The following is a 21,297-nucleotide window of genomic DNA, read 5'->3' on the forward strand; positions in this document are numbered from 1 at the left end:
GGGCGCCTAAAGCATGTCGCGCAAAAGTGCGCAGCGGTTTTGCGACAACGACATGCGAAAGGACAAAAAGCTAAAGCGCAGAAAGCGATCTGAAAGATCGCGATGCGCTTTAGCGCCCGCGCGTCGCCTTCAGCATCGACAGCGTATAGAGCACCAGACCTGCCCAGATGAGCGGGAAGGCGATCATGCGCGCCGTGCCGAGCGGCTCGTGGAAGGCGAAGATGGCGATCAGGAAGATCATCGTCGGCGCGATATACTGCATGATGCCGATGGTCGAGAGCTTCAGGAGCTTGGCGCCATTGGCATAGATCATCAGCGGCAGGGCGGTGACGAGGCCGCAGCCGAGGAGAAGGGCGGTATCGCTCCAGCCGGTCTCGATGAAATGGCCTTCGCCGGTGACGAGTTCCAGGTAGAGGATGTAGAGGATCGCGGGAATGCTGAGGATCAGCACTTCCAGCAGGAAGCCCTGGTTCGGCCCGAGAGGCAGCGTCTTGCGGAAGAAGGCGTAGAAGGCCCAGCTGAAGGCGAGCGTCAGCGCGATCCACGGCATGCCGCCGCCATCGACGATCAGCACGATGACCGCAATTGCCGCCAGCCCGATCGCCGCCATCTGCATCGGCCGCAGCTTTTCCTTGAGCAGTACGGAGCCCATGAAGATGCTGATCAGCGGATTGATGAAATAGCCGATCGCCGCATCGAGCGAATGCCCGGCGCCGATCGCCCAGACATAGGTGCCCCAGTTGACGGTGATCAGCGCTGCCGTCAGCGTCGCCATGGCGATCATCCGCGGTGAACGCAGCGCATCGCGGATTTCCTGCGTGCGGCCGAGCACCAGAAGCACGAGCCCCGCGATCGGAACCGACCAGAGAACACGGTGCGCGATAACCTCTGCCGGCGAGATATGCGCCAGCGCCTTCATGTAGATCGGCAGGAAGCCCCAGAGCAGATAGGCGGTCAGCGCGAAGGCAAATCCTCGCGGACTATCCTCGTTCTTGATGATCGGCGCGGTCGCATCGACGGACATGGGGGCGTTTCCATATTTTATGTTTATGGAACCCGCTCTAACCTAACGCATATGAATAGGCCAATTCATTTCCGTGAATGGATGTGAAGGACTTTTGATTTGCCAGATGTGGAATTCCACATCCGCTCACTCCGCCGCGATCTTCCCCGCCAGCTGCCTGTTCTTCATCAGCTTGTAGATAACCGAATCCATCAGCGCCTGGAACGAGGCGTCGATGATGTTTTCGGAAACGCCGACCGTCCACCAGCGCACGCCGCTGGAATCGATCGATTCGATCAGGACGCGGGTGATGGCCTCGGTGCCGCCGTTGAGGATACGCACCTTGAAGTCGGCAAGCACGAGGTCGTCGATCTCGTGCTGGTACTTGCCGAAATCCTTGCGCAGCGCGAGGTCGAGCGCGTTGACCGGGCCTTCGGCTTCGGCGACCGACATCAGCGTCTGGCCGTCTATGGTGATCTTCACCACCGCTTCCGAAACGATCTTGACGCGGCCGAGACTGTCGAACCGGCGCTCGATCATCACACGGAAACCGTCGATGCCGAAGAATTCCGGGATGGTGCCGAGCGTGCGGCGGGCGAGCAGCTCGAAGCTCGCATCGGCCCCCTCATAGGCATAGCCCGAAGCCTCGCGCTCCTTGACGATGGAGATCAGGAGGTCGAGCTTCGGATCGTCCTTGCCGACCTCGATGCCGCGGCGCTTCAGGGCATTGATGAAATTCGCCTTGCCGCCCTGGTCGGAGACCATGATCTTGCGGAAATTGCCCACACTTTCGGGCTTCACATGCTCATAGGTGCGCGGATCCTTGAGCAGCGCGGAGGCGTGGATGCCGGCCTTGGTCGCAAAGGCCGAGGCGCCGACATAGGGCATCTGGTGATCGGGCGAGCGGTTGAGGAGCTCGTCGAAGGCATGCGACAGGCGGGTGAGGTTGACGAGCCGCTCCTCGTCGATCGCCGTCTCGAAACGGGTCGAATAGGCATCCTTCAGCGCCAGCGTCGGGATCAGCGTCACCAGATTGGCATTGCCGCAGCGTTCGCCGATGCCGTTGAGCGTGCCCTGGATCTGCCGCACGCCAGCCTCGACGGCGGCGAGCGAATTGGCGACCGCCTGGCCGGTGTCATTATGGGCGTGGATGCCGAGACAGTCGCCGGGAACGCCGGCCGAAATCAGCGCCTCGACGATCGCGCGGATCTCCGGCGGCTGCGTGCCGCCATTGGTGTCGCAGAGCACCACCCAGCGCGCGCCGGCATCATAGGCGGCCCTGGCGCAGGCGGTGGCATATTCCGGATTGGCCTTGTAGCCATCGAAGAAATGCTCGCAATCGACCATCGCCTCCTTGCCGGCAGCAACCGCCGCCTTGACGCTTTCGGAGATGGATTCGAGGTTCTCCTCGTTGGTGCAGCCGAGCGCCACCTTCACATGGTAGTCCCAGCTCTTGGCGACGAAACAGATCGCATCGCTCTTGGCCTGCAGCAGCGTGGCGAGGCCCGGATCGTTGGAAGTCGAGATCCCCGGCCGCTTGGTCATGCCGAAGGCAACGAAGCGGGCTTCCTTCGTGCGCTTCTCGCTGAAGAAGGCGGTGTCGGTCGGGTTGGCGCCGGGATAACCGCCCTCGACATAGTCGAGACCGAAATCATCCAGCATCGCGGCAATCGCAATCTTGTCCTCGACCGAAAAATCGATCCCGGGCGTCTGCTGCCCGTCCCGGAGCGTCGTGTCGAAGAGGTAGATGCGTTCTCTCATTGTCGTTCCTCCCGGCTGAGCGGGTGTTGTGTGTCGTTCACCCGCCCTCGTGGTTCGAGACAGCCCTTGCGGGCCTCCTCACCATGAGGGCTGATCCTTGTGCCCTGCGGCACGCATTTCTCTCAGGCAGCCTTGTGCCTTGGTCGTCTTCACGCTCATGGGCCTCGTGGTTCGAGACGGCCCCTTGGGCCTCCTCACCATGAGGGTTGATCGTTGTGCCACCCGGCTCTCAATCCACGGCGGCGCGCGATCTTCCATCCTCATCCTGAGGTGCCCGAAGGGCCTCGAAGGACGAGGATGGCCACCTCAGGCCTTCCCCGCAAACTTGTCCGTAGCCCGGATCAGCTGATCCAGTATCCCCGGCTCCGAAAACGCATGCCCCGCACCCTCGATCAGATGAAACTCAGCCTTCGGCCAGGCCTTGTGCAGCTGCCAGGCATATTTGGCGGGGCAGGGCATGTCGTAGCGGCCGTGGACGATGACGCCGGGGATGTCCTTCAGCTTGTGCGCATCGCGCAGCAGCTGTCCTTCATCCATCCAGCCGGCATTGACGAAGAAGTGGTTCTCGATGCGCGCGAAGGCATAGGCGAACTCGGCTTCCTCGAACTTGCCGCTGGTGGATTTTTCCGGCAACAGCGTGATCGTCTCGCCTTCCCAGATGCTCCAGGCGTGTGCTGCCTCGAGCGCCACGGCGCGGTCGGCGCCGGTCAGCCGGCGGTTATAGGCCTGCATCATCTCATGGCGTTCTTCCGGCGGGATGGGGGCGATGAAGCGCTCCCACTTGTCCGGGAACATCTCGGAGACGCCGAACTGATAGTACCAGTCGAGCTCGGCCTTGGTCAGCGTATAGATCCCGCGCACGATGAGTTCGGAAACCCGCTCCGGGTGCTTTTCGGCATAGGCAAGCGCCAGCGTCGAGCCCCAGGAGCCGCCGAAGACCTGCCATGTCTCGACGCCCGCCATTTCGCGCAGGCGCTCGATATCGGCAACCAGATCCCAGGTCGTGTTGGCTTCGAGGTTCGCATGCGGCGTGGACTTGCCGCAGCCGCGCTGGTCGAACAGCATGACGTCGTAGAGCTTGGGATCGAAGAGCCGCCGATGAACCGGCGAGAAGCCGCCGCCCGGGCCGCCATGGAGGAACACCGCCGGCTTGGCGCCCGGCGTGCCCGAGCGCTCCCAATAGATCTTGTGGCCGTCGCCGACATCGAGATGGCCGGAGGCATAGGCCTCGATTTCGGGATAGAGCGTGCGCAACACTTCGGTCATGCCTTGAAGCCTTTCGCGGGCCATGTTTCGGTATCGTGATCGGGATGCTGGAAGGAGATGATCGCTTCCTGGCGCGAATAGAAATCCGGGTCGGTATGCACAGGCGCGTCGAAGATCTTCTCGACCCAGGGCAGGCGTGCCTCGTGGTTCACCTGGATCTGCGGCTGCAGGTCGATGCGCTCGTCGAAGGTGCCGATCGCCAACTCCAGTCCGCCCGGATGGCGATAGGTCATCGGCGTGCCGCAATTGCTGCAGAACCCGCGGTCGATATTGATCGACGACTGGAAATAGCTGAGCTCGCCGCGCGTCCATTCCATGCCGTCCTCAGGCGCCGTCACCAGCGCCGAGAAGAAGCCGCCGAACTGCTTCTGGCACATCCGGCAATGGCAGATCGACGGGCGGCCGATCTTTCCCGAGATGCGGAAGCGGATCGCGCCGCACTGGCAGCCGCCTGTTCGAATGGGTTCACTCATCTTGCTGCTCCATGGGGCCACTGAATGGTATCGTGATCGGGATGCTGGTGATTGCTGGATGCGATCGTGTCTTCGCGCTCGCTGCTTTCGGGTTCCGGCTCGACGGGCAGGGCGTCGAGATCATGGAACCAGCGCATGCGGGTGCCCATGTTCGACTGCGCCACCGGCTTGACGGACTGCGGATCGTCGAGCGAGCCGAGCGTGATATTGATGAAATCGGCTTCCGGGATATCGTAAAAGAGCGGCGTGCCGCATTCGGCGCAGAAGCCGCGGCGCACGAGCTCGGAAGAGCTGAACCACTTCGGCTCGCCGCGCGTCAGCGTAAAATCGGCGCGCGCTACACCGGCAAGCGGCAGGAAGTAATTGCCGGCCGCCTTCTGGCACATGCGGCAATGGCAGAGATGCGGATAGCCGAGCTCGCCCGAGGCCCGGTAACGCACCGCGCCGCACTGGCAACCGCCGTTTCTATCCGCGCTTGCGCTCACGCCTTGTCCTCCGGCGGCCAGGCCGCGGTGTCGTGATCGGGGTGCTGGTAGGAGACGATGTCGTTGATGAACTCGGCCGCCTCGACGTCATCCTCGGTGCGGATACCCGGCAGCTCGTGCAGCCGGTCGGTAAAGGGCAGCTTCGCCTCGATGCCATACTGGATCGTCGGCGGCAGTGCTGCGGGATCGTCGAAGGCGCCAGCCGCAATCGCCAGTCCATCCGGCGCCTCATAGGTCAGCGGCGTACCGCAATCGCCGCAGAAGCCGCGGAAGGCGAAGTTCGAGGATTTGAAACGCTTGCGCTCGCCGCGCGTCCACGCAAGCTCCGCGCCGCGGACGGACACCAGCGGCGCATAGTATCCACCAGATGCCTTCTGGCACATCCGGCAATGACAGATCGACGAATGCGTCAGCTCACCCTCCACCCGGAAGCGAACGGCACCGCACTGGCATCCGCCGGTGTAAACAGTCATTGGGCCTTCCTCCGTGATCCCGGGTCTTGCAGAAAGACCCCTCCCAACCCTCCCCACAAGGGGGAGGGCTTACCCGTGGCACCGCTTGCCGACACTGTCGACGCGTCGGCGCAAACTGCAAGGTCCAAAGCAGGCAAGGCGGCCGCTGAGCCCCTCCCCCTTGTGGGGAGGGGTTGGGGAGGGGACTTGGTCAAGACCCGTAGGCTCACCGCTTCAACTCCCAGGTCGTAACACGCTCGCCGGTCGCCGCATCCTTGCCGTCCTTCAGCTGCAGGCCTTCGGAAAGCAGCTGATCGCGCAGCTTGTCCGCCTCGGCGAAGTTCTTCGCCTTCAGCAATTCAAGCCGCGCCGCAACGCGACGGTCGATGTCGAGCGCGACGGCTTCATCGACCTCGGTCTTCTCCGGCAGCACGCCGAGCAGCGCAGCACTCGCGGCAAACACTGCGGCGTCACCCGACTGCGCCAGCGCATGCAGCGCCTGCACGGCGGCGACCGTGTTGAGATCGTCTGCCAGTGCCGCAATCACCGCGGCATCCGGTGCCGCATCGCCGGCTTCAGCTGCCGGCCACTTGGCGAGCAGGCGCTCCGCCTCCTCAAGCCGCTTGATCGAGAAATCGATCGGCTCGCGGTAATGCGTCATCAGCATCGCCACGCGCAACACTTCGCCCGGCCACTTCCGGCCGCCGAATTTCTCGGTGTGCAGCAACTCGTAGATGGTGACGAAATTGCCTTCGGACTTCGACATCTTGCGGCCTTCGACCTGCAGGAAGCCGTTATGCATCCAGACATTCGCCATCACCTCGGTGCCGTGGGCGCAGCGCGACTGGGCGATCTCGTTTTCGTGGTGCGGGAAGATCAGGTCCAGCCCGCCGCCGTGAATGTCGAAGACCTCGCCGACATAGCGCTGGCTCATCGCCGAGCACTCGATATGCCAGCCCGGACGGCCGCGGCCCCAGGGGCTCTCCCAGCCGGGTTCGTTGTGCGAGGACAGCTTCCACAGCACGAAATCGCCAGGGTTCTTCTTGTGCGCATCGACAGCGATGCGTGCACCCGCCTGCTGTTCGTCGAGGTTGCGCTTCGAGAGCTGGCCGTAATCGGCCATCGAGCGCGTGTCGAACAGCACTTCTCCTTCGGCCTGATAGGCATGACCGTTAGCCAGCAGCTTCGCGATGATCTCGATCATCCCGGCGATGTTCTCGGTCGCCCGCGGCTGGTGCGTCGGCTCCAGGCAGCCGAGCGATTTGGCGTCGTCGAGAAACTGCGTCTCGGTCTTCTCGGTGACGCGGCGGATCGCCTCGTTCAGCGGCAGCCCGGGATAGTCGCGCAGCGCCCGCGCGTTGATCTTGTCGTCGACGTCGGTGATGTTGCGCGCATAGGTGACCTTGTCTGCGCCATAGACATGGCGAAGCAGCCGGAACAGCACGTCGAAGACGATCACCGGGCGGGCATTGCCGATATGGGCGAAATCGTAAACGGTCGGGCCGCAGACATACATGCGGACATTGTCGCGATCGATCGGTTCGAAGACCGTCTTTTCGCGTGTCAGCGTGTTGTAAAGCTTGAGTTCAGCCGGGCCGGCCATGTCCTGTTCTCCCAATGCAATGATCCGAAAAATGCTGCCACCGGCGGGCCGGGGCGTTTCTCATCTTTGCGTATTTGGGAGACGAAAACGGCCAGGCCAGCGAGCGCGCTAGCGAATAATCTTCCGGCAGTTGATGCAGATAACCGTTTTCATGGCGCGTTTTATGGCGCGGGAACGGTCATCGGTCAAGTGGGGGGTGAGGCCCGATGCGGCAAAGCCGCAGCAATCGATCCAGCGAATCGATTGCAGGGCCGAACGCCCGAAGCGCAAGCGAAGGGCCGGGGCGTCACGCCGCGGCAATTCCATGCTATCAACGGACCGAACCCCGAAGAGATTACCCGTGCGCCGCGTCTTCCTCCTGCTCATCACCGCCATCATCCTGACGGCTGTCGCCTGCGGCGCCTATCTGGCATACGATCGGGCCATGACGCCGTTCTCTCCGCCATCCCTCGCAGACTATCCGATCCAGGGCATAGACATCAGCCATCACCAGGGCGACATCGACTGGGCGCGGCTGAAGGATCAACCGAACATCCGCTTCGCCATCATGAAGGCGACCGAGGGCGGCGATCACCGCGACCGGAAATTCGCCGAGAACTGGCAGGCAGCAAAGCAGGCCGGGATCGTCCGCGGCGCCTATCACTTCTTCACCTTCTGCCGCCCCGGCGCCGAGCAGGCCGATAACGTCATCGCCACCATCCCCGCCGAAGCCGACGCCCTGCCGCTTGCGCTCGACCTCGAATTCACCGGCAATTGCGGCAAGGTTCCGACGCTGGACGAACTCAGCGCCGAGATCGCGGCCTTCTACGCTCGGCTGAACGGCCGCTATCCCGGCCAGCCGGTCTTCTACATGAACGAGAGCTTCTTCGAACAGTATTTCAAGGGCAACGAAACCCGCTTCCCGCCCCACACCCTCTGGATCCGCAACATCGGTCAGCAGCCGGATTGCCAGAACTGGTCGATCTGGCAATTCGCCGACGACGGCAAGGTGGAAGGCATCAAGGGTGCAGTCGATCTCAACGCGCTCTGCCCGGGAAGCGCGCTCGAGCCGTATTTCGTGCGGCCGGTGAGCTAGCCTTCCGGCGCCGGATCGATGGCGCTGACCACGCGGGCGACGATTTCGTTCATCGTCGCCTCGTCGAGCGTTTCGATATATTGGGCGGTCTTCTGCTGGATGCGCGCGGTAATGTCGAAGCTGCGCACCTGATTGCAGACGGCAACGCCCGTCGTGTCATGCCCGGAAATCGCAACGGCCAGGCCGACATCACGGGTGAAGGCGCCGCCGCTGGTGATCGGCACGGTCATGCTGACGCCGAGAGCATTGATTTCGCGCGGCGTGATGACGACGAAACGGTGCCGGTTCTTCATCTCGCGCCCGGCGACAGGGTTCGGATCGATCCAATAGACGTCGCCGCGCTTCGGAACGTTGCTGCGGACCATCATCAGATTTCGCGGCCCACCGGATCGCCATCCTGTGCATCGGCGACTTCGGCGTTGAGCGCGCGGATTTCGTCGGCTCCCTCAAGCAACTCGCTGAGCGAGTACCGCTTCTTTGCAGGGCGTGTCGCCCGGCCGATCAATTCGCCATTGGCGACATCGAGCGAAAGTTGATCGCCGACCTCGACCTGCATCATTTTCAGAACGGCAGGCGGCAGCGTGACGATCGCAGCTCCGCCCTGGCGTCTGATCTTGGTGGTAATGGACATTATTGCGCTCCAGAGAGTGCTACATATGTAGCACAATTCGAGGAGCCATCAAGGGAAGCTAGCTCACGCCGGCAGGTGGTAATCCACCAGCTTGTTTTCGCGCACGATGAAAAGCTTGCCGGTTTCGGTGACGCCGGGGCCGAGGAGGGGAAGGATCGCCTTGGCGACTTCGGAAGGGTGCGGCAGCGTCGCCGGGTCTTCGCCGGGGACGGCCTGGGCCCGCATCGCGGTGCGGGTGGCGCCCGGATCGACGCTGGTGATGCGCAGCGGCGTCGACTGGCTTTCACCGGCCCAGGTGCGGGCCAGCGCCTCGACGGCGGCCTTGGAGGCGGAGTAGGGGCCCCAGAACGGACGGCATTTGTGCGCGGCAGCCGACGACAGGATGACGGCGCGGCCGGCTTCGGCGCGGGTCAGCAGCGGATCCACCGAACGGATCAGCCGCCAGGTGGCGTTGACGTTGATGTTCATCACCTTCTCGAAGGTCTTAGCCTCGACATGGCCGATCGGCGAGATGACGCCGAGCACGCCGGCATTGGCGACGAGAATGTCGAGCTTGCCCCAGCGTTCGAAGATCGAGCCGCCGAGACGGTCGATGGCTTCCATGTCGGCGAGATCGAAGGGAACCAGCGTGGCGCTGCCGCCGACGGCCTTGATCGCATCGTCGAGGTCTTCGAGACCGCCGACGGTGCGGGCGCAGGCGATGACGTGCGCGCCGGCCTTTGCGAGTTCGAGCGCGGTGAAATAGCCGATGCCGCGGGAAGCGCCGGTCACGAGCGCGATCTTGCCTTCAAGATTGATGTTCATACTGCTGTCCTGATGCCGCGCCGGGCTGATTTCTTGGTCTTCAAAATTATCGGAAACGAAGGCATCCGGCCTCCACCTCCCTCATCCCTGTGCTTGTCACAGGGATCCAGCGCAAGCAAGTCTTTGCGCGCAGGAGAGTCTTTCGTGATACAAGAGGGAGAGGTCTACGATTGCGGCCCCCTCATCCGCCCTTCGGGCACCTTCTCCCCGCTGGGGAGAAGGGATAACCGCGGTAGCCGCTTGCGCTGATTCCCCCTCTCCCCCGCGGGGAGAGGGTAGGGTGAGGGGGCTCCGGGTAAACGCGTTCCCTCAAATCCCCTGGCAGGCCTAACGGCCTTACCCGTTCGTCGCCAGCAGCGAGACCTTGCGGCCCATCTTCTCGCCGTCCTTGTCGAGCAGGCGGGTCGGATAGTCGCCGGTGAAGTAGTGGTCGGTGAACTGCGGGCGGGCGTCGTTGCGGTCTTCGCCGCCGACGGCGCGGTAGAGGCCGTTGATCGACAGGAATTCGAGCGAGTCGGCACCGATATATTTGCACATCGCTTCCAGGCTCTCGTACTGGTTGGCGAGCAGCTTTTCACGATCAGGCGTGTCGATGCCGTAGAAGTCAGGATAATAGATCATCGGGCTGGCGACGCGCAGATGCACTTCCTTGGCGCCGGCATCGCGGATCATCTGCACGATCTTCAGCGAGGTGGTGCCGCGCACGACGGAATCGTCGACCAGCACGACGCGCTTGCCTTCGATCATCGCCCGGTTGGCGGAATGCTTGAGCTTCACGCCGAAGGCGCGGATCTGCTGCGTCGGCTCGATGAAGGTACGGCCGACATAATGGTTACGGATGATGCCGTATTCGAAGGGAATGCCGCTTTCCTGCGCGTAGCCGAGAGCAGCCGGCGTGCCGCCATCGGGAACAGGAACGACGACGTCGGCTTCGACGGGCGCTTCCTTGGCAAGGTTGATGCCCATGTTCTTGCGGGCAACGTAGACGCTGCGGCCGCCGACGACGGAATCAGGACGGGCGAAATAGACATATTCGAACAGGCAGAGGCGTTCCGGCTGGCCATTGCCGGCCTTGCGCGCGTCGATGGTGATCGAGCCGTCGGACTGGATCTCGCAGATGATGACTTCGCCGTTTTCGACGTCGCGGATGAACTTCGCGCCGATGATGTCGAGCGCGCAGGTTTCGGATGCGAAGATCGGCTTGCCGTCGAGTTCGCCCATGACCAGCGGACGGATGCCGGTGGGGTCGCGGGCGGCGATCAGCTTGGTGCGGGTGATCGCCACCATCGAGTAGCCGCCTTCCATCTGGCGGATGGCGTCGATGAAGCGGTCGGCGGTCGAGGCGTAGCGCGAGCGGGCGATCAGGTGGAGGACGACTTCGGTGTCCGAGGTCGACTGACAGATGGCGCCGCCGGCGATCAGCTGGCGGCGAAGGGTCAGGCCGTTGGTGAAATTGCCGTTGTGGGCGATGGCGATGCCGCCGACTTCGAGTTCGGCAAACAGCGGCTGAACGTTGCGCAGCGCCACTTCGCCCGTCGTCGAATAGCGGTTGTGACCGATCGAGATATTGCCGGGCAGGCGGGCCAGCGTCGTCGGGTTGGTGTAGTGGTCGCCGACCAGACCCATATGGCGCTCGGAATGGAACCGCGATCCGTCGAAGGAGACGATACCGGCGGCTTCCTGGCCGCGGTGCTGCAGGGCGTGAAGCCCGAGCGCCGTCAGCGTCGCCGCATCGTCATGGCCGAGAATACCGAAGACGCCGCACTCTTCGTGGAGCGTATCCCCATCGAGTTCGTCATTGAGCGTCAGGGAATAGGACTGGTTCATCGATGCGGGCCTTTGCTCTCACAAGAATGGATCGGCTTTCCATAGCATGACGCCGTCATCATGCGTTTTAAACGGCTGAGGCCCGGCAGAGCGGATGCCCGGCCGGACCTTTACTGTACGTCCCGCTCAAATGGCAATTGCCATCGTGCAGGTCAAGCTGTTGAACACTGTGTCAATTCGACTGCGGTTGCGCGCCGCCTGCAGGGGCGGCCGGTGCTGCATCGTCTGCCGGCGCCTGGTCTGCTGCCGGCGCATTGGCATTGCCCGTATTCTCGCCCTGCGGCTGAATTTTGTCCATCACGCTGGTGCGTATCATTTGGGCGAACTCTTCCGGCAGGACCGACTGCAACTTCACGACCATCGAGTCGAGGAACGGCTTGGATTTGGCGTTGTTGACCCATGCCGGACGGTGATCGGCATCGACCAGCCAGTTCCAGAAGGCGACGGCCACGACCAGCAGAAGAATGCCGCGCGCTGCGCCGAACAGGAAGCCGAGCGTACGGTCGAGCGCGCCGATGCGGCTGTCGATGATGAAATCGGCGATCTTCATGGTGATGAAGGAGATGACGATCAGCGCGATCAGGAACACCACGGCGGCCGAGCCGACGATCGCGATGCGGTCGTCGTCGGTGTACTTCTTCGCGTAGGGCACCAGGTAGTGGTAGAGGTAGTAGGCTGCGGCAGCCGAACCGCCCCAGCTTGCGATCGACAGGACCTCACGGGAAAAGCCGCGGACCATCGCCAATACGGCGGAGAAGAGCACGACGCCGATGACAATACCGTCGAAAATCGTAATGGGCATATAAATTCAACTCCAGGGCTGCTGCGTTTCCGCAAGCGGGCCGCGCCTCATTCGTGTGCATCCTATATCACTACCGTTTACGGCAATGAAAGGATCAACCGTCGTCTTCCACACGTCGTAACGCACCCTTCGATCCGGCGATGCGCGCCACCAGGTCCGGCAGGCTCTCTATCTCGTTCCAGCGTCCCCCGGTGCCCTTCGGCAGATCGGCGGTCGCTGTTGGAAGCAGCGCTGCAGAAAATCCCAGCTTCTCGGCTTCTTTGAGGCGCTGGGCAGTGTGCGCAACCGGTCGGACGGCCCCCGACAGGCTGACTTCGCCGAAATAGACGCAATCGGCCGGGAGAGCAATACCGGCAAGCGAGGAAACAAGAGCCGAAGCGACGGCCAGATCGGCTGCCGGCTCGGAGATCCGGTAGCCGCCGGCGATGTTGAGGTAGACGTCGTGTTGACCGAGCTTCACGCCGCAATGGGCTTCGAGCACGGCAAGGATCATCGAAAGCCGCGCCGAGTCCCAGCCGACGATGGCGCGCCGCGGCGTGCCGAGCGAGGTCGGCGCCACCAGCGCCTGCACTTCGACGAGGATCGGCCGCGTGCCCTCCATGCCGGCGAACACCGCCGCACCCGGGGATTTCTCGTTGCGCTCGCCGAGGAACAGCTCGGAAGGGTTGGCGACTTCGCGCAGCCCCTTGTCGGACATTTCGAAGACGCCGATCTCGTCGGTCGGACCGAAGCGGTTCTTGACGGTGCGCAGGATGCGATAGTGGTGGCCGCGGTCGCCTTCGAAATAGAGGACGGCATCGACCATGTGCTCGACGACGCGCGGACCGGCGATCTGGCCGTCCTTGGTGACGTGGCCGACCAGCACCATGGCAGCACCCGTCTGCTTGGCAAAACGGATCATCGCCTGCACGCCGGTCCTGACCTGGGTGACGGTACCCGGCGCCGATTCCGCCAGATCGCTCCACAGTGTCTGGATGGAATCGATGATGACGAGATCGGGGCGTTTTCCCTCGGCAAGCGTCGCGAGGATGTCCTCGACATTGGTTTCGGCAGCCAGCATCACGTCGGTATCGGCCGCGCTCAGCCGCTGCGCCCGCAGGCGCACCTGGGCAACGGCCTCTTCGCCCGAGACATAGATGATCTTGTGGCCGCGGCGCGAGAGCGCGGCGGCGGCCTGCATCAAGAGCGTCGACTTGCCGATGCCGGGATCGCCGCCGACGAGCACGGCAGAGCCGCGCACGAAGCCGCCGCCGAGCGCCCGGTCGAGCTCGGAAATGCCGGTATGGATGCGTGGCGCTTCCTCGATCTCGCCCGAGAGCGCGGTCAGGGCAACGGGACGTCCCTTCTTCGGCGTCTTGGCCGGTCCGCCGCCGATGCCGCCCATCGGATCTTCCTCGACGATGGTGTTCCACTCGCCGCAGCCTTCGCACTTCCCGGCCCAGCGGTTATGGACCGTGCCGCAGTTCTGGCAGGTGAATTGAGTTCTGGCCTTCGCCATCAGGTTGGACTTTCGATGCTGGAGTTGGCGGCATCATCCGGTCGCGGGTGATTCGCTCTTTCATCCATATGTCGGTCCGTTCGGGCGCCGACGCAACAGGGGATAGGCACACGGCGCAAGCAGCACACGCGCATGCGACTTTAGTTTCATGATCTGCTGATCTATTGGCAAATTCTTAATGAGAGAGGGCCATTTATGACACGCGGAGACGGCATCGGCCGGCTCGCATCTACGGTGGAGATTGACTTGAGAAATACCTACCTTGCTGTTCGCGCGCTGGTGATTGCCGCGAACATCGCTTCGCCGCTCGCAATATATCCCGCAGCCGCTGCAACGCCCCCTGCAGACGGAATGCCGGCACCCTCCATTTCCAAGGCTCTGGATGCGCTTCTGCTGCCGGTCAACAAGGCCGTCGCCAAGAAGTTCAAGCTCGCCAAGGGAGAGCATGGTGTGCTGGTTCTTTCCGTCAAGCCGGGTGGTGTTGCCGACAAGCAAGGGATCAAGCCGGGCGACGTTCTCTCCGAGGTTCATGGCCATAAGGTTCATAAGCCTGTCGACGTCGATGTCGCGGTCAGACGCGACCTGAAGGCCGGTCATTCGGATATTGCGCTTTCCCTTCAGCGGGACGGCACACCAGTGGCCGTTGCTGCCGTCATCACGATGGAATCCTACAGCGAAGCCGTCTCGGTGACCGAGGTGGCGACGTGGGAAAGCGACACGTCGGATGCCTCGTTCTCCTACTCGGAATATGTCTCCGAGGAAACGGAGACCATCGAGTCGTCCTACGAGAGCGAAGAGACCACCGTCGAGGAAGCGATGACGCAGGAAGAATCGGCGACGGACGAAGAGACCAGCGCCGACGAAGCCGACGACAGCGACGATAGCGCTGATGACGGCGACGGTGACGACGGAGACGGCGGCTCCGACGAAGAGTAACCGAATTCGGGTGGCCGCTCGTCAAGAGCGGCCGCCCGTCCATTGCGCCTGGGCGCATCAATCAAAACTAGTGATTTTCCTATCATTGGCCGCAGTGGCAGGCTCCGAATGCATATTCATCGGACCAATGCCCATGCTCGATTATTCGCTTGCCCACTGGATCACCTTCCTGACCGCCGCCGTGCTCCTGAACCTGTCGCCGGGTCCGGATATGGCGTTCATTCTCGGCCATACGATCAAGAGCGGCACGCAGGCCGGGTTTTCGGCGGTCTTCGGCGTCTGGACCGGCGCCTGCCTGCATGTACTCTTCGCAGCCTTCGGCCTGTCGGCAGTGCTGGCCGCCTCGGCCTTCGCTTTCTCGGCGGTGAAGTGGGCGGGTGCCGCCTATCTCGTCTGGCTCGGCATCCAGGCGCTGCGCTCGGGCGGTGAGGGCGGTTTCGTCAAGGCTGCGGCGGAGACGATGAGCTGGCGCCGGATCTACCGGCAGGGCGTGCTCGTCTCGCTGCTCAATCCGAAGGTGGCGATCTTCTTCCTCGCCTTCCTGCCGCAATTCGTCGTCGAGGGTGCAGGCCCGGTCTGGCTGCAGCTTGCCGTGCACGGCCTGCTGATCGTCGTGGTCGCCGTCTTCATCGAACCGCCGTTGATCCTGGCGGGCGGCAAGCTCGCCGAACTCGTCAAGGGCAACCGCAAGATCGGTCTGTGGCTCGATCGCGGTCTCGGCGCGCTGCTCGTTGCGCTCGGCGTTCGCCTGGCGCTGACGACGCGCTGAGACCTATTCCTCGTCGACCACGTATTTCCGCTCGTGGCGCAGCCCGATGCTCGTCAGCATCTCGTAGCCGATCGTGCCGGCGGCGCGTGCCGCATCGTCGACGAGAATGTTCTTGCCGAAGAGCTCGATGTAGTCGCCGGCGCGGATCAGGTTCTCGGGCAGGTCGGTGACGTCGAAGATCGTCAGGTCCATGGTGATGCGGCCGGCGACCGGAACGTGATATCCCTCGAAGAAGCCCTGGCCGCCCTGCGGCAGCGCATTGCGCAGCGGCACCCCGCCGCTCGACTGGCTGCGCATGTAGCCGTCGGCATAACCAGCCGCAACGATCGCCAGGCGGCTGTCGCGCGTCAGCTTCAGTGCCCGCCCGTAGCTGACGGACTCACCGGCGCGCACCGTCTTGACCTGGATCACCCGGGCTTCGGCGGTGGCGACAGGGCGCATCGGGTTCTTCATGCCGTGGACGGCTTCGGCGCCATAGATGGCGATGCCCGGACGCGTCAGGTCGAAATGATAATTTTCGCCGAGAAACACACCGGCGGAGGCCGCAAGGCTTGATTCGATACCTTCATAGGCGGCGGTAACCCTGCGGAATGATTCAAGCTGCTGCTTGTTCATCGGCGACAGCTGGTCGTCGCCGCAGGCAAGATGGCTCATGACGAGAACAGGCGCAAAGCTTGCGGGACGCGAGACGTCGTCGGCGAGCGCGAGGGCCTCGTCTATGTGAAGACCGAGCCTGTTGAAGCCGGTATCGACATGCAGCGCGCAGGGGTAATCGCCATAGTCGGAAAGCACCGCCATCCAGAAGGCGAGCTGCTCCTCGGACGAGATGACGGGCACCAGATCGTTCTCGAAGAAGCGCCGCTCGGTTCCGGGCCAGATGCCCGACAGCACGAAGATGCGGGCGTCGGGCGCATAGAGCCGCAGCGTCACGCCCTCGTCGACGGTCGCGACGAAAAAGTCGCGTGCGCCCGCCATATAGAGCGCCTCGCCGGAATCCTCGATCCCCATGCCATAGGCATCCGCCTTGACGACGGCAGAGGCGCGCGCCTTTCCAGAACGCCGCGCCATGTCCTGCCAGTTCTGGGCGAGGGCGGAGAGATCCACCGTCAGCCGCAGTCCCGCGGATTCAAAATGATCGTCTTCGAAGGCGTCGGAAATATCGGTCATCGCACACATCAAAAATAAAGGCCGGAGAGGAGTCTCCGGCCACTCTAAAGCTCATGACCTGCGAGGGGAAGCCCGTCGCTGCATTGCAGCAATGTCATTCTTGTCAGGCGACGCTACGCAGGTCGAAATCCGCGTGGATGACGTCGTAAGGCACATGAATTCGCCCTTCGTCATTGATTTCCACGAGACCCCATTCGATGAGCGATACGGTGTCCTCGTGCACCCGCTTCACATCGCGGGAGAGCGCGGAGGCCAATCCCCGATAGGTCGAAGGCCCGAGCTTCTGCAAAGTCTCGATCAGTGTCCACCGCTTGGGCGTCAATACGCTGAAAAGCTGCTCGGGCGAGGCGAAGCTGAAGAGGTGCTCCTGCTCGTCGCCGGACGTCCATGCAGCCGCAAATCCCTTGGCGGCCTCGCTCAGGGCGGCGTCGTCATCGCGTTGAATTCGGATCGTGGCGGTGGTCATCGGCGGCTTTGCCTCCTTACCTCGACGTCTCTCAGAAAATCTTCGATCAGCTTGTCGACGGTCGTGAACTGGTAGCGCTCTTCCCGCTCGCCGAAGTGCCTGTGATCGCCTTTGCCTCTTTCGTTGTCGTAACCGACGACCCGTTTTCCCGGATAGCCGTAGAATAGGCTGTACTTGTAGCCGTGCAGGCTTCCCGGCAGAGGCTGCGGGATCTGCCAAATGACCATCTCGACGATGGCCCCGTCCGACAGCATTCGTTTCGAACGGTAAAGCAATTGAGCCCTCATGTTGGCGATAATGCCAACATGAGGGCTCGGTGTCAAACTGCAGCAATGCTGATCAGTGTTCTTCGTACTGCGTAAACGACGGCTCGGCGAGGTCGGCGAAGCGGGTGAACTCCGACTGGAAGGCGAGCTTGACGGTGCCGGTCGGTCCGTGGCGCTGCTTGGCGATGATGACGTCGGCCGTGCCCTTGACCTTTTCGAACAGCGCTTCCCATTCCGCATATTTCGGATCGGCGGGATCGCGCGGCTCGAGGTTCTTGACGTAATATTCCTCGCGGAACACGAAGAGCACGACGTCCGCGTCCTGCTCGATCGAGCCCGATTCACGAAGGTCGGAGAGCTGCGGGCGCTTGTCGTCGCGGCTTTCGACCTGACGCGACAGCTGCGAAAGGGCGATGATGGGAACGTTGAGTTCCTTGCCGAGCGCCTTCAGGCCGGTGGTGATCTGGGTGATTTCCTGAACACGGTTGTCGCCCTTGCCGGCGCCGGTCATCAGCTGGATATAGTCCACCACCAGGCAATCGAGGCCGCGCTGGCGCTTCAGGCGGCGGGCGCGAGCCGAAAGCTGGGCGATCGAGATACCACCGGTCTGGTCGATATAAAGCGGCACCTTCTGCATCATCATCGAGCAGGCGACCAGCTTTTCGAAATCGGCATCGTTGATGTCACCGCGGCGGATCTTCGAGGAGGAGACTTCGGTCTGCTCGGAGATGATGCGGGTTGCGAGCTGTTCGGACGACATTTCGAGCGAGTAGAAGCCGACGACGCCGCCCTGCTTCGCCTTGAAACTTCCGTCCGCCTGCACTTCGCCTTCATAGGCGGCGGCGATGTTATAGGCGATGTTGGTGGCGAGCGAGGTCTTGCCCATGCCCGGACGTCCGGCGAGCACGATCAAGTCGGAGCGCTGCAGACCGCCCATCTTGCCGTCGAGCGAATGGATGCCGGTGGAGATGCCGGAAAGACCGCCATCGCGCTCCTTGGCGACGGCAGCCATGTCGATCGCCAGCGCCACCGCATCGTTGAACGACTGGAAGCCGCCGTCGTAGCGGCCGTTTTCGGCGAGCTCGAACAGCCGGCGTTCGGTGTCTTCGATCTGCGCCTGCGGCGGCATGTCGAGCGGCGCGTCATAGGCGATGTTGACGACGTCCTCGCCGATGGTGATCAGCGCGCGGCGCAGCGCCAGATCGTAGATCGCGCGGCCATAGTCCTCGGCGTTGATGATGGTGACGGCCTCGCGGGCGAGGCGGGCGAGATATTCGGAGACCGTCATGTCGCCGACCTTCTCGTCGGCCTTCAGGAAGGTCTTGATCGTCACCGGATTGGCGATCTTGCCCATGCGGATGATATCGCCGGCGACCTCGAAGATCTTTCGGTGCAGCGGCTCATAGAGATGGATCGGCTTGAGGAAGTCCGACACCCGATAATAGGCGTCGTTGTTCATCAGGATAGCACCCAGAAGCGCCTGCTCCGCTTCGATATTGTTGGGTGCTTCGCGGTAATGCTGCTCGGCAGGAGCAACGGCGGCAATCTTTCGCGCGGCGTCGTTCATCGTCATCCGTTCTGTCGTTTCTATCCCGGATTTGAAGACTGCCACCTGCAAATGCAAGTGCATGGCGGCAACAGCGCCTGCCGGTCTTCAAAATCCACTGCGCTTTGCACGTTGTTCGACTTGTCCACAGCGCTTCAAAGCCTGTGGACAAAAAATGCTATCGTGTCACCTTGGGGACACGGGCCCGGCTGCGACTCAGCCTGCATTTTTACTGATGGCTATTTTACCCGTAAGCCATCCGAGTTAGCACTTGAAAAAATGCCAAATCTGCTTTAGATAGTAATAATATAATTAGCACACTAACGAATTGGACTGGAATCTATGGCGAATAAGCTGCTCGGCCGCGAATTGATCGAAGACATTGCTGCCTTCACCCGCAAGCTGAGAGCGACTTTCGATGCCAGGGTCAGGGAGCGCAACATGACGCTGCCGCGTGCCCGGGTGTTCTTCAATCTCAACAAGAAGGACGGCATCAACCAGCGCGAGCTAGCAGACCGCCTCGAGCTCGAAACCCCGACGCTCGTGCGCATCCTCGATGCGATGGAAGGGCAGGGCTATGTCGAGCGCCGTGTCGCCGGCTCCGACCGCCGCGCCAAGGAGATCTACATGACCGATGCGGGCAGGGTGGTCGCCGCCGAGGTCGAGAGCTTGGCGGAAGACGTGCGCGGCCAGATCATCGCCGGTATTCCCGAAAACGATCTCAGGACTACCTTGAATGTTATCCGCGCAATGCAAGCGAATCTGGCTGCCGTTCGCGGACAATGAGGACGCGTGAATGAGCCTCGCCGAGACAGCAAACGACAATGCTGTGCCCACCCGCAAGGGTGAGGAAGAGGCCGTCGCGGTGCCGCCCGCAGCACCACCCTTGCCGGCGCCTCTGGCGCGCTGGAAGGTGCCGCTCTACATGGCCTCCTCGGTGCTGTTTTTCCTGACCCAGGGGTTGGGAATGAACCTGATCACCGCCAATATCTACCAGCTGCAGGGCTCGTTCTCGGCGACCACGATCGAGGTGTCCTGGCTGTCGGCGGCCTACATGGCGCCCTATGCGAGCCTTGCAATCGCGCTCTTCAAGATCCGCACGCAATATGGCCTGCGCCGCTTTGCCGAGTTCAGCATCATCTGCTTCGTCTTCGCCTCGATGATGAACCTGCTGATCACCGATCTGCATTCGGCAATCGTCGTGCGCGCCTTGAGCGGCATGGCCGCCGCTCCGCTCTCGACGCTCGGCTTCCTTTACATGCTGGAAGCCTTCCCGCCGGAGAAGAAGCTCTCGGTGGGCCTCAGCCTCGCGCTGATGAACACGCTGTTTGCAGCGCCGATCGCCCGCATCATCTCGCCGTCGCTGCTGGATCTCGGCGGCTACAGCGCGCTCTACACTTTCGAGATGGGGCTGGCGCTGATTGCCCTGCCGGTCATCTACCTGCTGCCGCTCACGGCGCCGCCGCGCGCCAAGGTCATCCAGCGGCTCGATATCCTGAGCTACCTGCTGCTCGCCATCAGCTTCGGCTGCCTGGCCGTCGTCCTGACGCTCGGGCGGCTCTACTGGTGGTTCGAAGTATCCTGGCTTGGCATCGTGCTTGCCGTCTCGATCGGCGCGCTGACGCTGATGTTCCTGATCGAGCTGCCGCGCGCCAATCCGATGCTCGACCTGCGCTTCGTCTTCTCGGGCGCGAACATGCGCATGGCCGGTCTCCTGCTGTTGTTCCGCTTCGTCTCCTCGGAGCAATCGACGACGGCTGCGAATTTCTACCAGCAGCTCGGCCTGCTCAACGACCAGACGATCCATCTCTATGCGATCATCCTGTTGTCGTCGCTCGCGGGCGGCCTGTTCTGCGCCTATCTGATGATGACGCGCTATGTCGAGACCGCGCATGTGCTGGCGCTGATCCTGATCGCGGCGGGCGCCTATATCGACAGCCAGTCCACCAGCCTGACGCGGCCGCCGGAAATGTATCTGAGCCAGGCGATGGTCGCGGCGGGTGCGGCGATGTTCCTGCCACCGGTCATGTCCAAGGGCTTCGCGGCCGTTCTCGCCAAAGGCATGCCCTATATCGTCAATTTCCTGGTGATCTTCCTGTTCACCCAGTCGATCGGCTCGCTCTTTGCCTCGTCGGTGCTCGGCACTTTCGTCGTCATCCGCGAGAAGTTTCATTCCAACGTTCTCGTCGAGCATATCCTGCTGACCGATCCGATCGTCGCCCAGCGCGTCTCGCAGCTTTCGGCCGCCTACGGCAAGGTCATCACCGACAAGGCGCTGCTGAATGCCGAGGGCCTCTCGCTGCTCAGCCAGCAGGTGACGCGTGAAGCCTATGTGCTCGCCTATAATGACGCCTTCTACGTGATCTTCCTGTCCTGCCTGGCAGGTCTCGTCGTCCTTCTTCTCCATCTCGCATGGAAGCGCCGGCCCTGGCAAAACGGGCCGGAGGCCGCCCTTGCGCAATCCTGA

Annotated in this window: 22 protein-coding genes; 5 read left to right on the forward strand and 17 right to left on the reverse strand. The window is 62.6% G+C overall.

The window, feature by feature from the left end:
* Positions 1-109 precede the first annotated feature (109 nt).
* From rarD to cysS, 7 genes are all read right to left on the reverse strand, one after another.
* The gene (gene rarD, locus ABIE40_RS06215) at positions 110-1,024 is read right to left on the reverse strand and encodes an EamA family transporter RarD (protein ID WP_199628856.1); all 915 of its coding nucleotides are present in this window, start codon (positions 1,022-1,024) and stop codon (positions 110-112) included.
* A gap of 126 nt (positions 1,025-1,150) precedes the next feature.
* Positions 1,151-2,764 carry a citramalate synthase gene (cimA, locus tag ABIE40_RS06220; RefSeq protein ID WP_199628855.1) on the reverse strand — a complete coding sequence of 538 codons (1,614 nt, stop codon included), beginning with the start codon at positions 2,762-2,764 and terminating at the stop codon, positions 1,151-1,153.
* 306 nt (positions 2,765-3,070) lie between these two features.
* Positions 3,071-4,030, reverse strand: a complete 960-nt coding sequence (gene pip / locus ABIE40_RS06225) for a prolyl aminopeptidase (RefSeq protein ID WP_199628854.1) — start codon at positions 4,028-4,030, stop codon at positions 3,071-3,073.
* On the reverse strand, positions 4,027-4,503 hold the full coding sequence (locus ABIE40_RS06230; RefSeq protein ID WP_130282836.1) for a GFA family protein: 477 nt from the start codon (positions 4,501-4,503) through the stop codon (positions 4,027-4,029). Before ABIE40_RS06230 ends, pip begins: the two co-directional genes overlap by 4 nt.
* Positions 4,500-4,988 (reverse strand): GFA family protein, encoded by a 489-nt coding sequence (locus tag ABIE40_RS06235; RefSeq protein ID WP_199628853.1) that lies wholly within the window; start codon positions 4,986-4,988, stop codon positions 4,500-4,502. Before ABIE40_RS06235 ends, ABIE40_RS06230 begins: the two co-directional genes overlap by 4 nt.
* Entirely contained in the window at positions 4,985-5,461 is a 477-nt protein-coding gene (locus tag ABIE40_RS06240; RefSeq protein WP_199628852.1) for a GFA family protein, read from the reverse strand. The genes ABIE40_RS06235 and ABIE40_RS06240 overlap by 4 nt, the downstream gene beginning before the upstream one ends.
* A gap of 205 nt (positions 5,462-5,666) precedes the next feature.
* Positions 5,667-7,043, reverse strand: coding sequence for a cysteine--tRNA ligase (gene cysS, locus ABIE40_RS06245; RefSeq protein WP_199628851.1), 1,377 nt, complete (start codon positions 7,041-7,043; stop codon positions 5,667-5,669).
* A gap of 340 nt (positions 7,044-7,383) precedes the next feature.
* Between cysS and ABIE40_RS06250 the strand changes: the two genes are divergently transcribed.
* Positions 7,384-8,118 (forward strand): GH25 family lysozyme, encoded by a 735-nt coding sequence (locus ABIE40_RS06250; RefSeq protein ID WP_354540974.1) that lies wholly within the window; start codon positions 7,384-7,386, stop codon positions 8,116-8,118.
* Here ABIE40_RS06250 and mazF read toward each other — a convergent pair.
* The 6 genes from mazF to radA all read right to left on the reverse strand — a co-directional run bounded on the left by mazF (position 8,115) and on the right by radA (position 13,680).
* The gene (mazF, locus tag ABIE40_RS06255; RefSeq protein ID WP_354540975.1) at positions 8,115-8,486 is read right to left on the reverse strand and encodes a type II toxin-antitoxin system toxin MazF; all 372 of its coding nucleotides are present in this window, start codon (positions 8,484-8,486) and stop codon (positions 8,115-8,117) included. The two genes, ABIE40_RS06250 and mazF, sit on opposite strands and share 4 nt — an antisense overlap.
* Complete coding sequence (gene mazE / locus ABIE40_RS06260) at positions 8,486-8,749, reverse strand: type II toxin-antitoxin system antitoxin MazE (protein WP_112719547.1); 264 nt, start codon at positions 8,747-8,749, stop codon at positions 8,486-8,488. Before mazE ends, mazF begins: the two co-directional genes overlap by 1 nt.
* 63 nt (positions 8,750-8,812) lie before the next feature.
* Positions 8,813-9,553: an SDR family NAD(P)-dependent oxidoreductase gene (locus ABIE40_RS06265; protein ID WP_199628849.1), complete on the reverse strand. Its 741-nt coding sequence runs from the start codon at positions 9,551-9,553 to the stop codon at positions 8,813-8,815.
* A 336-nt stretch (positions 9,554-9,889) separates the two neighbouring features.
* A complete protein-coding gene (purF, locus tag ABIE40_RS06270) occupies positions 9,890-11,380 on the reverse strand; it encodes an amidophosphoribosyltransferase (protein ID WP_112719545.1) in 1,491 nt (496 codons plus the stop codon).
* Positions 11,381-11,552: 172 nt separating this feature from the next.
* The gene (locus tag ABIE40_RS06275; RefSeq protein WP_112719544.1) at positions 11,553-12,182 is read right to left on the reverse strand and encodes a CvpA family protein; all 630 of its coding nucleotides are present in this window, start codon (positions 12,180-12,182) and stop codon (positions 11,553-11,555) included.
* A 94-nt stretch (positions 12,183-12,276) separates the two neighbouring features.
* On the reverse strand, positions 12,277-13,680 hold the full coding sequence (gene radA / locus ABIE40_RS06280; RefSeq protein WP_112719543.1) for a DNA repair protein RadA: 1,404 nt from the start codon (positions 13,678-13,680) through the stop codon (positions 12,277-12,279).
* A gap of 246 nt (positions 13,681-13,926) precedes the next feature.
* Here radA and ABIE40_RS06285 point away from each other — a divergent pair, with 246 nt between their 5' ends.
* Positions 13,927-14,616 carry a PDZ domain-containing protein gene (locus ABIE40_RS06285; protein ID WP_112719542.1) on the forward strand — a complete coding sequence of 230 codons (690 nt, stop codon included), beginning with the start codon at positions 13,927-13,929 and terminating at the stop codon, positions 14,614-14,616.
* Between the two features lie 133 nt (positions 14,617-14,749).
* The gene (locus tag ABIE40_RS06290; protein ID WP_199628848.1) at positions 14,750-15,385 is read left to right on the forward strand and encodes a LysE family translocator; all 636 of its coding nucleotides are present in this window, start codon (positions 14,750-14,752) and stop codon (positions 15,383-15,385) included.
* Between the two features lie 3 nt (positions 15,386-15,388).
* On the opposite strand, the gene alr is transcribed toward ABIE40_RS06290, so the two are convergent.
* The 4 genes from alr to ABIE40_RS06310 form a co-directional block, all read right to left on the reverse strand.
* Complete coding sequence (alr, locus tag ABIE40_RS06295) at positions 15,389-16,552, reverse strand: alanine racemase (RefSeq protein WP_502944777.1); 1,164 nt, start codon at positions 16,550-16,552, stop codon at positions 15,389-15,391.
* A 103-nt stretch (positions 16,553-16,655) separates the two neighbouring features.
* Entirely contained in the window at positions 16,656-17,018 is a 363-nt protein-coding gene (locus tag ABIE40_RS06300; protein ID WP_199628846.1) for an HVO_A0114 family putative DNA-binding protein, read from the reverse strand.
* Positions 17,015-17,293 (reverse strand): toxin-antitoxin system TumE family protein, encoded by a 279-nt coding sequence (locus ABIE40_RS06305; protein WP_354540976.1) that lies wholly within the window; start codon positions 17,291-17,293, stop codon positions 17,015-17,017. Before ABIE40_RS06305 ends, ABIE40_RS06300 begins: the two co-directional genes overlap by 4 nt.
* Positions 17,294-17,357: 64 nt before the next feature.
* Positions 17,358-18,851 carry a replicative DNA helicase gene (locus ABIE40_RS06310; RefSeq protein WP_112719675.1) on the reverse strand — a complete coding sequence of 498 codons (1,494 nt, stop codon included), beginning with the start codon at positions 18,849-18,851 and terminating at the stop codon, positions 17,358-17,360.
* 321 nt (positions 18,852-19,172) lie between these two features.
* On the opposite strand from ABIE40_RS06310, the gene ABIE40_RS06315 reads away from it, so the two are divergent.
* Both ABIE40_RS06315 and ABIE40_RS06320 read left to right on the forward strand, forming a co-directional pair.
* The gene (locus ABIE40_RS06315) at positions 19,173-19,616 is read left to right on the forward strand and encodes a MarR family winged helix-turn-helix transcriptional regulator (RefSeq protein WP_199628845.1); all 444 of its coding nucleotides are present in this window, start codon (positions 19,173-19,175) and stop codon (positions 19,614-19,616) included.
* Between the two features lie 10 nt (positions 19,617-19,626).
* Positions 19,627-21,297, forward strand: a complete 1,671-nt coding sequence (locus ABIE40_RS06320) for an MFS transporter (RefSeq protein WP_199628844.1) — start codon at positions 19,627-19,629, stop codon at positions 21,295-21,297.

Origin of the sequence: Rhizobium sp. OAE497, assembly GCF_040546565.1 — a bacterium.
GTDB lineage: Bacteria > Pseudomonadota > Alphaproteobacteria > Rhizobiales > Rhizobiaceae > Rhizobium.